Source organism: Loktanella sp. S4079 (genome assembly GCF_000967725.1).
Taxonomy (GTDB): Bacteria; Pseudomonadota; Alphaproteobacteria; order Rhodobacterales; family Rhodobacteraceae; genus Yoonia.
Window position 1 is genome coordinate 1 of record NZ_JXYE01000020.1, and the last position, 409, is coordinate 409.

General features: G+C 61.4%; 1 protein-coding gene. It reads left to right on the forward strand.

Features of this window, described 5'->3' with window-relative positions:
• The coding region (locus TW80_RS17315) for a DUF7507 domain-containing protein (RefSeq protein ID WP_045998731.1) at positions 1 to 409 on the forward strand (409 nt) is incomplete at both ends.

A 409-nucleotide genomic window follows, 5' to 3' on the forward strand; every position in this document is an offset into this window, starting at 1 on the left:
ATGGGACGACTGTGGTGACGGATACGTCTGATGATCCTGCGGATGCGACCGGTGCGGATGACGCCACGGCGACTGCGATCACTGCGGCCCCTGCGATTAGCCTTGTTCTGACGGATGATACCTCTGGTCTGTCCAGCCCTGTGGCTGCGGGCGATGTGGTGAGCTACACTTACACTGCCACCAACGACGGCAATGTGACGCTGACGGGTGTTGCGCTGGATCCAACGATCACGGATGCGGATGGGAACACGCTGGTGCTGACCTCTGGTCCGACCTTTGTGAGTGCGGATGCGGGTTCAGCGGATGGCACATTGCAGCCTGGCGAAGCGGCGACCTACACGGCGACCTATGAGCTGACGCAATCTGACATTGACGCGGGCGGCATCAGCCAGACGGCGGATGTGGATGG